Below are 11,009 nucleotides of genomic sequence, written 5' to 3' on the forward strand. Positions count from 1 at the left end.
GCGAGCTCGCTTCAAGATATCTGAAATCAGCAAACGTGAATTTGTTGCCCGCGCACCCCACGTCAGCCCTTGGTCTGCGTGCCAGGTTCCGTGATATTGTTTTTCGTCATGGTGTACGGGACGCTGATCTAACGCCGCCGATCCTTCTCCTGAAACCAAGTACGATTGGTTCGCTCGTTGGCTTCCTGACCAAGATCTGCGGCGCCCTGCACAGCCCCTCGTCGGATGCCCTCTGAAGCGATTCGTCGGTTCTCGATTGAGGCGCTGCCCTCCTTGATAGCCCCACGCACTTCAGCTTCAAAATCCGCAACGCCGTTGCCGCCACCGGGGCCACCGCGACGACCACCACCACCAGAACCGACACTACTCCGCAAATCCGCTTCGCTGAAATCGCCCGGCACCTGCACTGAACCACCTAATTCGGTCGGGGACACAAGCTCGTCGCGAACAGGCTCCATGATTTGGTCAACGTAATCCCTGGCTATCCTATCGACGATCATGTCGCGTGCACGCATCTGTGTCGGACTGAGGTCCACGGCTTGCAGCGATGGCGCCCCGAGCGCCCGAAACTCAGCGCTGCTCGCGTATTCCTGATAGCGGCTCGCGACAATCTGAGAGAGGTCCTGACTGACCTGCATACCGCCGCCCTCGCGCCTCGTCCAAGTCGTTCCAAGCGAACGGGAAGTGTCCTGAATCTCAGCAAGCTGCCTGTCGATGGCGCGGATCTCTTCGACCGTCTTGTCACGGAATGAGCGGCGTTCCGAATAGTCCTCGTTGCGCGAGAAGTCGGCATTTCGTGAGTAGCCCTCCTCGTTCAGGCGGTAATCTTCGCTGTGGTCTTCACTCTGTCGATTGGTCTCGCTCGATTGGATGTTAGATTTGTCGAACCTGCTTTCATTTACGCTATCGCTAAACTGGACGCCGTCGAATGCCTCTTTGTTGATCCTTCCAGAGAAAGATCCACCGCCAATGGCACTGCCTTTTCGACCCGCAGCGCTAGCTCCCCGTCCGAGAACCGGTAGGGAGGCACTCACGGCTAAGTTGGTGCCATTGCCCGCCCTGTATTGATCCTGAGACGACCGGCTAGCATCTGTCGATTGGCCGATATCCCGTGACGAACCAGTCTGATCCGTTGAGCCTTGCGACTGGGTATGGCTCTCTCCCCGACTTGCCGTGTTGCCATGTCCAGACGATGCTTCTGACCCACTGGACGTCCGAAACCCGCTCGCTTCGCTGAACCCTGCCCGCTCCAGCGCGGCCACTCGCTCCGACCTGGAGTTCGTCAGCGACGAGCGGCGTGTCTCGAGCTCGGCAGCCGCCTGGCTCACTTCGGCCATGGTAGAGCGGGACACACTTGGCGTGAAGCCAAGGCTACTGATAGCGAACCTGTTATCGTAGATCGCCGTGCCATCGGAGGTCTGGGATGATTGCGTTCCGTTGTCGTTAACGAACGTCGAGCGGCCGAACCCTCCAGAATACACCGGCGCGGTGTTCCACTGGTCGCGCTGGACCACATTGCCCGTGAGGTTCTGGAAGCTCTGGTTGCCGTAGGCGTAGTTTGCAGTCGTGCGCTCGATCGCCGCCGCCTCTGCCGCCGCCTGCGCCGGCGCCAACATCGAGGTCGCCTGGCTCGAAATCGTCAGCGCGCCTTTCGCGAGCCCGCCCGCCAGAAACGGAATCGACATCATCAGGAAGCCCGCGATCGTGGCCGTGTCCGCATTGACGGCATCGATGCTTTCGATCGTTGCCATCGTCATCTTGCCAGGCGACGCCGCGGCCATGGCGGCCTCCTCACGCCCCATGATGAACATATGCAAGACCGCGTAGAGCGGACCCCAAGCGGCCAGATAGAAGAACCCGGTGAGGTAACCTTTCAGCGCGCCCACGCCCGTCTGCGGCAGGAGAAACAGCGGGAAGATCACGGGGAACATGGCATAAAACACGACGACCAGGACGATGTTGAGAAGCGGCACCCAGGTCATCGCCTGCTGCGAAATCGAAGTGTAGGTATTCTTGGCCTGCGTTTCAGCGCGCATCATCGCGAAGGTGTCACCGTCGGCGCCCGATAGGTTGGCCCGCGCTTCGAGAAACACATCGGTCAGCGCACGCTGCTGAAAAAGCTGGGCGGCATTCTGTGCCGAGCCGTGGAACGCCGCTGCTACCGCGGGAAGATCGGCTTCCAATTTGGACTTCGCCGCCACCTGAGTAAGGTTGGGAAAGAAGGTGGGAGCCGTCCGCAGCAGTTCCTCATCCGTGTATCTCGGGAAGCCGGTCGTGCCCTGAAATTCGGCGTACACCGCCGCGCACGTCCTGATCTGCGACGAGCCATCTGCGTTCCAGAATGACATAGCTCTGGCCGGGGAGCCCGGCCCCATATCGCGCAGGATGTCGTCCGAGTTCATGACATCGGCGGGGTTCTTCTGACCCAGGAGAAAATCATAAAACAGGCACTGCCTGAAATATTCCGACAGGTTCGCGCGCACACGCGGGTCACGAAATCTGAAATCCCGCGTCTTGTCATAGAGGCGTGCCCCGTAGATGATCCCGTTCGTGCGAAAGGCGAGGGTGTCAGGCATCACGAAAACCATTTCGGCCTGCTTGGTCAGCCAGTCGCCAATCTGGCTCGTAAAGGAGGCGATGGCAGCAAGCCCAACGGGTACGTTTGCCACAATCGCTGGTGCCAGGCCCGGATTGATGCGGTCGGTGACCTTGACGCTCGTGGTCGGGACGATCAGCGCGCCGTACATCAGCGTTGCCGACAGGAACCACTGGAACCAGGCCTTCCAGTTGAGGCTGAAGGCCACGACCAGCAGCACATAGGCAAGGCCCATTACCATCGTGACCTGGATCAGGGAGCGAAAGCCCCCTCCCCCGGTCCAGGATGCGACGGCATTCAGGACGTTGACGATATATTCGCCCCCGCCGACCGTGAAGACCTCCAGCATTCCAAAGCCCCCTAGTCGAGCCCTTGCGCCGCAGCGCCAGACCGGAAAGAGAGCGCCGCCGACATCTGGGGGGATATCGAGTTGCGCAGGGTCCTCTCGAGGAAGACCGCCTTTTCCACGAAAGTCTGGGTTCGCACGAGCCGCTCGTTCAGGCTGTAGCTGTAGCCGTCGAGGACCTTGCTGACGGTATGGAGCTGCTCACGCCACTGCGCCAGCGTCGCCTTGTCCGCCTCGTTGAAGGAGCCCTGCGCCTTCTGTACGTATCCGTAGAATTCCTGGACAATCTGCTCGAGCATGTCGACGGCGACGATTTCGGCAAGGCCCTGGATGTCGGCCTCCGTCATGCCGCCGAGCTGAGCCGCGGCGTTGACGGTTATGATCTTGTAGAGAGGAACGCTCGTGCCGCCCAAGATTCCTACCTCTTCGGGCGTCAAAGCCTCATTGGACTTCACTTTGGCGGCCATCGAGCCGATCAGGGCGGCAACCCTCGGCTGCAGCGCCTGCGCCTTGCTGATCGACACCGTGCCACTCGGCGCCGGCTCCAGGCAATTCTCCGTGTCGTCACAGCGCAGAACGCTGGTGCCAGGCGTGCCGAGAAGCAGCGCCTGGATGAGTTCGCGGTTGCCTTGCCCGACGTACCGGACCGTGCCGCTGCCTTCGTCGGTGTCGGCGCGCTGGTAGATGATCGTGCCCACCAGTGACATCAGGTATTCCTTGAACTCGCGGTCGAACGACGGATAGCTCTTCTCGAGCATGTGCCAGGTGTAGTTGTAGGATTTTGACGGGATTGCCTCGTCGCCGTTCTTACTAATGATCTCGGTGCGCTGACCGCCCGCGTTGCAGTCCTGCCGCGCCTTGGCCCAATCCGTCGCGAAGCCCTGGGAGTTGGCGATCGCCTTGCAGACCTCGGAATCGCGGCCTTGGCTCTCGCCCCACAGCCCGGCAACGAGGCCCTGCGCCGCTTCGCAGGAGGAGATGTTCATCTGGTTCAATTTCTCGATCTTCTGGGCCATTTCCTCGATGGTCTGAGATATCTGCGGGCTGATCGACTTGATCGCGAGCTGGAAGGCAAAGCCTAGGGCGTTGCTGGCCACGCCCTTGAGCATGGCGACGATCTGGTCGGTGTTGATAAACGAGAACGAGCCGCCGAACATATCGATGCCGCCGCACCCGGCTTTCACGCTGGGCAGCTGGATGTTAACGGGGCTGAGCTGTTTGCTGGGAAACCGCATCCACACGCCCCCACCGGTGTAATAGCCTGCCGACTGCCCCTGGAAGGCTGTCGGGCCATAGGCATTGCCGGCCCCGCCCACATCATTGAAGAAATCGTTGAGCTCTCCTCCGACATCCGCCTGCGCGGGTACGAGGGCCATCTGCCCGGCGGCAAGAATGGCGAGCGCGATCCCGCCCCGGCGCGCAGCTGCGGCCCAAACTTTTGTCATCAGTAGTCCCTCCCGGGCTCGGTACGCGTCAGCGTGAAGATGCGGTCCATCACCTCGTCCCCCGCCATCAGGCCGTAGCCGATTGGGATCGGCTGCCTGGTCTGCGTGTCGACAGGACGAGTGCGGGCACCTGGTTGCCGGTCAGCCCCATGCGCTCATACTGGCCTGTATCGACCGCATAGCGCGGGAAAGCTTCGTTCGGGCCACCGTCCATTGAGACCGCCATGACCTCGAGCCCGTACTGGTCGGAGAGCGAGCGGATGATCGGACTGAAGACACGGCATGCGGAGCACGCCGATGCGTAGAAATAGAAGACGCCGTAGCGTTGCGCGAGTGCCTTCATCGCCGAGGCCTTCGCGGCCTTGCGATCGGCAAGCCATGTCTGCTTGCCCAGCGTATTGATCGGCCGCTCGAGCGTGTAGTCGAGCTCGGGGTTCTGCCAGACCGCCCTGCCCCACACATCTGCGAAGGTGGACGCGCGATCGAGCTGCTCGCGCTGATAATGCATGTAGGCGGTCAGGTTCTCAGTCGTCGGCTCGAGGATTGCCCTGGCTTTTAGCTCGTCCAACTGTTCGGTGATCGCTGCCAGCTGCTTTGCTGCGGGCATTGCCGGCCGCGCCGGCTTGGCCTTGTCGGTTTCTGCCTTCTGTTCGAGGTCACAGTAGAACCAGCTGCCCAGCTTTCGCTGCTCGCAATAAAAGGCGTCGCGGGCCGTGCCCACTTGGATCGGTGACGCCGGAATTGCTGCGGAGGGATTGTCTTGTGCCTGTGCTGCAAACGAGCTGGCTGCAAATGTCAGGGCGACAGGTAAGATGAAAGCGAGAGATCCAAATTCACGCATGGCTGGGCTCCTCCGAACGACCGGAAAATGTGCCGGTGCGGCCCCGGGAACGGCGGACCTGCGGGTACCGAGGATGGTCCCGCATGCCGCTCACGTCCCCTGGTGCAGCCGGTAGTAGTCCTCGATCCTGCCTTGGATTTCGATCGAGGTCTGGACCTCGTCCGGCACCCTGACGGCATCGACGAACTCGTCATAGACTTCGCTGAAATCCATCTCCGACAGATCGAGCCGCTGGAATTCCTCGATGCTGAACCCCTCACAAGTGGGCTCCCTGGCCTCGCCCCAGTCCTTGCCGATCTGCCGGCGGCCCTGCTCTTGCAGGATGCGGCTGAGCTTGCTTTCGAAGCAGCAGTAGGACTTGCGCTTCGAGGTACAGACACCGAGCACCTTGTCCGAGCAGTAGCTGCCGACATAGTGGCACAGGCCCATGCGATCCTTGACGTCGAGCATCTTCTCCTCGCTTCCGCACAGAAACGTCGTGAGAAACGGTGTGGCCAGCGCCGCAATGGCGGCGGGCCCGCTGGCGATCGCCGCCGCGCCCGCCGCGGTGGTCAGCAGGCCGGAAGTCTTGCCGGCGCAGCAGTTCACCAGCCCGAACACCGGCTTGTGACACCCGGCCTTTTCGCCGCCAAATAGAGCCAGCGTGTCGGGATCGAACTCGCCCCGGACATTGCCCATCGTCTGGACCGCGACCATGGCGTCCTTGAACTCGGTCGAGGCCTCACGCTCGACCTGGGTACATTCGCCGTTGAGGCAGTACAGGTCGCCGGCGCACACGTATGCGGCCGGCGCTCCGCCGCCCGTAGCCGGCGTCGTACAGGCATAGACGCTGTCGTAGACGTTGCACGAGCCGTTTTCGTCTTCACTGAGGCATTCCTGGTGGTCGAACCGGCACTCGGGTCTGGCGGCCAGTTCGCCGCAGTCGTTCGCCGTCCGGCGCTCTGTGCACTGGAAGCTTCGCGTCCACGCCCAGCAGGGCTGCGTGACGGAAACCCCGTTGATGACGCGGGTGATCGGGTCGCTGTCCGTGCATACCTCGGCGGTCTGCTCCGCGCACTGCGCATTGCCTGCGAAAGGGGTGCAGGCGCTGTCATTGCGCACGGCGGAGACCAGCGCCGGCTGATCCTCCATGCGGTACCAGTGCTGCCCGGTCGCCGGCGCGATCGCGGGATACCGGGTGTCGAAGAAGAGCACCTTGTTACCGTAGACCGATGCCGGCGCCGAGCACTGGATATCCTGGACCACGGTATTGCCGAAGGTCGACTGGCAGTCGCCGCGCGGCGTGAGCCCATAGATGGGCGAAGAGCTGCAATAGGGAACCCGGCCGATGGCCTTGCAGATGCCGTCGGCCATCTCATCCTGGAGGCTCTCCAGCGCGGCGAAGGGGCCTTCCGCTGCAGCGTAGTAGAACCAGAAGGTCCGGTTCTCCGCCGTCACGTCCAGCACCGAGGTGCAGGTCTGCGCTGTGGTCAGGACCTGGTCACCCTGATTGCAGGTTTCGTAGTACGTCGAGCTACTGGGACCGGTGCTCGGCAGCGGTTCGCAGGCCCCGGCCGATCCGCCAAGGGCGACGTCAGCGCCAACATAGCTGCGAGGATGATCCTCGATCAGCTTTGCAGACGACAGATCGATCGTCGCCGGATCGAACTCCGGCCGGGCCGGATCGATCACGACGCCGTAGTTCGGATCGGCATAGCGCTGCGCCGCCCCGGCATCGGTCAGGCTATTTTCGTCATCGAGGTATTTCGAGGCGTCAAAATCAGTGCCGCTGTAAGCGGGAAAGCTATTTTCCGCTCCCTGCTGCAGGACGGTGGCGGACGAACCATCTCGGATCGACCGGGCGAAGTCCTCGGCATCCCGCGCTGTTTGAGACTGCGCGAACGCCGGCGGCGCGAGTAGCGTGCCCACGGCGACAAGAAGCTGCCACCGTTTCACGGATGCCTTGCCAGGTTCGCCAGGGCCACCCGGGCCGCAGGCGCTCCGGGCCCCTCTTCATCGACAAAGGTCTGCAGGGCGTAAGTCAGTGTGACATTGCCGGAGATGCGGTCGTGCGGCGGCGGAGGGGTCACGCAGTCCAGCTGGTCGCAGGGTTCGAACGCGCTGGCGGCGGACACTATAGTCGGAACCCGGTCTACGCGGAACGCGCGGAACAGGCGCGGATCGATGGCGATGTTCGCGGCGCCTTTTTGGTCGACGACCTTCGAGAGGCCTTCGACGAATGCCTTGGCACCCTCCTTCGAAAAGCCGCGCAGGACGACGACGCCGCCTGCTCTCGCCGTGTCAGCGATCGTGCGATGCAGTGCGTCCTCGGGCATCGACAGGCTCACGAAGGCGATCAACAGCGGGCTCGACTTAGGCCCGGCCAGATTGCCTTTGGCCGCCGCAGCCATCTCGTCGAGATCAATGGCAGAGTCGCTGGCGCTGCCAGCGACTCTGCTGACGTCGAGGTCGGCAATCCGATCGTAGGCGTCATTCGCGAGTTCCTGCGCGGCCGCGGCCTGCGGCTCGCCCTGGCCGCGCACGAAGTCGATCAGCGCTTGGGCGTCGGCCTGCGACGCCTCACCGCGCCGCTCAAGCCCATGCACGTCCAGGCCTTCGAGCGTCTGCGCGAGCGCGGCGCTGACCAGCCCGACTGCCAGTGCGCCGCTGATCGTGAGAAGCGATCTGCGCATTCCGGGATAGTTCACAGGACACAGCAATTGCGTTTCCTCCACAGCAGGAAACCCATGTCCTCGCCCGTCACCGGGTACGTGCGTGCGGCGCGCGGCAGCAGGACCGAGCCGCCGATCGGCGAGCAGGATTCGCGCCCCGATACCATCGGCACCGGGTTGACCTGCTGCAGCCGGTACTGGCTCTTCTTGAGGATCGGCATGACGTATTTGCCGCACAGGGCCTTCGAGCCCATCGTTCCCCATCCGAGGGCCTGGCGGTGCATCTTGTAGACCATGCGCTCAGCCGCCAGCCGCCCGGATTGGGTCAGGCCGGTGCTCGCACCGATATTGCCATTCATCGGGTACATCGAGCCCTGGCAGCCCGAACACCAGAACAGTTCGTCGAGCGGCAGCGCCCCCGTCGCCGCCGTGCAGTCCGCCGCGCAGGCCGCCTGCGAAAGAGAATTGGCAAAGACCAGCGCTTCAGGATTGATGAGCGTGGTGAGTGCGTCGTCCTGCCACAGCGGATCAATCTCAGTCATGTAGGCGATGTCGAAGCTTGCCTGCTCGAAGCACAGGAAATCGGTAAGGATCTCCAGCCAGTAGAGCAGCGGGTAGACGTAGTAGTGGACATGGTACTTCGCCGTGTCGGTGCCGCCGTTCGATCCGGTGCTGGCGGCATAGCCCCCGCCCATCGAGAGGCCCGGATCGAGCCGGATGCCGCCCAGGTTCGGGAAGCAGAATGGCTTCGTCGTCACATCAATAAGGCGCGCCGGCTCCCAGAAGCCCATGGCGACGCCGATGCGCGGGACCGGCGAACCGCACAGGCAGATCGGCGAATTCGGATTGTTCGTATCGGCGCGCGAGGACGGCCAGATCTTGAGGCTCCCGACCGAGAGCGGGAACATGCAGCCCCAGCACACGTCGGTGATCGGGTTCACGAACGAGCCCGAACAGCTTGCTGCGGGCGCTCGCGCTGCGGCGGCACCGGGCACGAGGAAAAACAGACAGGCGGCGACCCGGAGCAGCCATCTATTCATCGCGCCATTCTCCCGAAAGCAGCCAGGCGTCATCGGCGGCATTCTTCGCACTGATCCAGAACGCACCCTGGAACGCGGTGAATACGACCAACACCAGGAATAAAGCGAATGCCCCGCCGCCGAGGAGACTGGCAGCCGGATTCCAGAACAGTGTCAGCATTGCGAGCAGCATCAACGCGGCAATCAGACGGCGGCGAGCCGCGCGAAGGGCTGCGGTCTCGGGCGCGGCCATAGGGACCGGAAGCCGCGTGCGCAGCCAACCCATCATGTGCCCTTCCTTTGCCTCAGGGCTATTTCGCGCACGACCAGGATCCTGCCGCTCTGCTCGACCGAGGCGGGCGTACGCTCGATCCCGAACTTTTGGGTCAGCGAACCTCCCTGGTCGAAGTAGAAGCGGCGCTGGTTCATCTTCATCAGGTCGAAGGGCGCGCCCCTGACCATGATGATCCTGGCCCTGAAGTCATCCCCCTGCTCCATTGCCCAGGAGACTTCGGCCGGGCTTTCGCCGTTGATGAAGACGAGTTTCTTCGAGAGCGGGATCGAATCCAGCGGATTAACCTGCTGGCCCGCCGCCGCGATTAGGTTCCCCTTGTGGTCGCGAATATCGTGATCGATCCTCACAGTGGGATCATATTCCCAGGTCCTGTCCTCCACTGCGGCGACAATACCCGCCACGGGCACAGGTCGCTGGACTCTTGCCTTGACCCGGTCGGCGAAGCGAGCGTTGAGGGCGTCGAGGCTGCCGCGCGCCTTTGCGCGCTCTAGGCGGGCACGGATCACTTCGAGAAGGTCGGGCTCAGTGATCGGCCAGGCCTCGCCGACCTGGCCGTGATCAACAGCGCCGGCCGTATGCTGCCCCGGCAGAAAAATTCCGCTAAGCGCGCCGATGGCCGCCGCACTGAGGAAGGCCAGGAGTTTCACAGGATCGGCCTCCCCACCCCGGCGATCCGGTCACGGCACACGAAGCCGATCGCGGCGTAGCGGCTATCGAAGCCATCCGGGTGCGGGCTGCCGGCATAAACGCAGCCATCTGGTATCCTCCCGGTCGCCCCCCCTGCAAGCGGATCGCCCCTGCGGGTGAAAGGTTTGAGGCGGGCGATCTTGTGGCCATTCACCATCACGTAAGCGCCGGAGCGGCTTACCATGTCCCCCGGCAGGCCGTAGGCGATTTTGGCGAAAGGGGCGGGCTTCACACCGAAATATCGCGCGACCAGCGGATCTCGGCCGGGATGGAACACGACGTACTCGCCGCGCCTGGGAAACCGGCCCGACTCAACGAGGAAGGCCCAGTTGGGGAGGGACTTGCTTTCGTTTATCATCAGCGCATGGGTATCGCTCCAGTGCGAGAGGCTCTGCAGGACGAGGCCTGCCGACGCGATCGCGCAGGCGGCGCCCAGCCTGCGGTTACAAGGCCGCTGTCGGGGGGCGGCAAGGCTCATCAGCGCGGTCTCACGGCCTGCCCGCACTTGGACCTCCCGTTGCCATGAAGGACTGCATGTCCTCGCGGACCGGGCGCGCGGAAGCGGCCTCGGGCACTGGCACGCGTGCGTAGACGGCTTTTTTCACCGCGGATGTCACATCTGGAATATCCCCGCTGATCACGGCCTCGTTGACGAGAACCACGTGCCCCGACCTGCCGAGCGCAGCCACTGCCTTGTCGAGCTCACCCATGAATTGCGTTGTCGCCTGCGCGGCAGCGGCGGCGCCATTGCCCGAACGTGCCTGCGCCTGGAGATATTCCGCGATCAGGCTCTGCAGCTGCAGTTTCACGAAACGGTCGTGGTCGCGGTTCCCGTCCACCAGGCTCTGCGTCACCCATGCCCCCCAGCATACGAGCCCCACAAGTGCACCGACGCGGAGGATGTCGCGCAGCCCTAAACTTCGTCCGCCCTGCCTTCCCGGCGCTCCGCCGGGCGGCTCCGAGACGTCCGGAAAAGTTGGAGCTGCCGGCGTTTCCCTGTCATTCATCGTCGGCGCTCCTGAGGAGGAGAAGCGTCAGGGCATCTCTGCGAAAGACACCGCAGGCGCAGAATGCTGCAGCCAGCGCCCATGTCACGATCATGTCGAACTGGTGGCGGCGGCCGCCGCCA

Annotated in this window: 9 protein-coding genes and 1 pseudogene; all 10 read right to left on the reverse strand. The window is 63.2% G+C overall.

What is annotated here, in order from left to right; translation table 11 throughout:
- Positions 1-128 precede the first annotated feature (128 nt).
- Entirely contained in the window at positions 129-2,945 is a 2,817-nt protein-coding gene (locus PMI02_RS12675; protein WP_007683193.1) for a conjugal transfer protein TraG N-terminal domain-containing protein, read from the reverse strand.
- 11 nt (positions 2,946-2,956) lie between these two features.
- A complete protein-coding gene (locus PMI02_RS12680) occupies positions 2,957-4,387 on the reverse strand; it encodes a conjugal transfer protein TraH (RefSeq protein ID WP_007683194.1) in 1,431 nt (476 codons plus the stop codon).
- Positions 4,387-5,228: pseudogene (gene traF, locus PMI02_RS12685) on the reverse strand (conjugal transfer protein TraF). Before traF ends, PMI02_RS12680 begins: the two are co-directional and overlap by 1 nt.
- Before the next feature lie 90 nt (positions 5,229-5,318).
- Positions 5,319-7,163 carry a conjugal transfer protein TraN gene (locus PMI02_RS12690; protein ID WP_007683196.1) on the reverse strand — a complete coding sequence of 615 codons (1,845 nt, stop codon included), beginning with the start codon at positions 7,161-7,163 and terminating at the stop codon, positions 5,319-5,321.
- Positions 7,160-7,915, reverse strand: coding sequence for a type-F conjugative transfer system pilin assembly protein TrbC (trbC, locus tag PMI02_RS12695; RefSeq protein WP_052025548.1), 756 nt, complete (start codon positions 7,913-7,915; stop codon positions 7,160-7,162). Before trbC ends, PMI02_RS12690 begins: the two co-directional genes overlap by 4 nt.
- Positions 7,912-8,919 (reverse strand): conjugal transfer pilus assembly protein TraU, encoded by a 1,008-nt coding sequence (traU, locus tag PMI02_RS12700; RefSeq protein ID WP_007683199.1) that lies wholly within the window; start codon positions 8,917-8,919, stop codon positions 7,912-7,914. Before traU ends, trbC begins: the two co-directional genes overlap by 4 nt.
- Positions 8,912-9,187 (reverse strand): hypothetical protein, encoded by a 276-nt coding sequence (locus PMI02_RS12705; protein ID WP_007683201.1) that lies wholly within the window; start codon positions 9,185-9,187, stop codon positions 8,912-8,914. Before PMI02_RS12705 ends, traU begins: the two co-directional genes overlap by 8 nt.
- On the reverse strand, positions 9,184-9,840 hold the full coding sequence (gene traW / locus PMI02_RS12710) for a type-F conjugative transfer system protein TraW (RefSeq protein ID WP_007683203.1): 657 nt from the start codon (positions 9,838-9,840) through the stop codon (positions 9,184-9,186). Before traW ends, PMI02_RS12705 begins: the two co-directional genes overlap by 4 nt.
- Positions 9,837-10,385, reverse strand: coding sequence for a S26 family signal peptidase (locus PMI02_RS12715; protein ID WP_007683205.1), 549 nt, complete (start codon positions 10,383-10,385; stop codon positions 9,837-9,839). Before PMI02_RS12715 ends, traW begins: the two co-directional genes overlap by 4 nt.
- On the reverse strand, positions 10,369-10,887 hold the full coding sequence (locus PMI02_RS12720) for a TrbI F-type domain-containing protein (protein ID WP_007683206.1): 519 nt from the start codon (positions 10,885-10,887) through the stop codon (positions 10,369-10,371). The genes PMI02_RS12715 and PMI02_RS12720 overlap by 17 nt, the downstream gene beginning before the upstream one ends.
- Between the last annotated feature and the right edge of the window lie 122 nt (positions 10,888-11,009).

The sequence above is a fragment of the Novosphingobium sp. AP12 genome, assembly GCF_000281975.1.
GTDB lineage: Bacteria > Pseudomonadota > Alphaproteobacteria > Sphingomonadales > Sphingomonadaceae > Novosphingobium.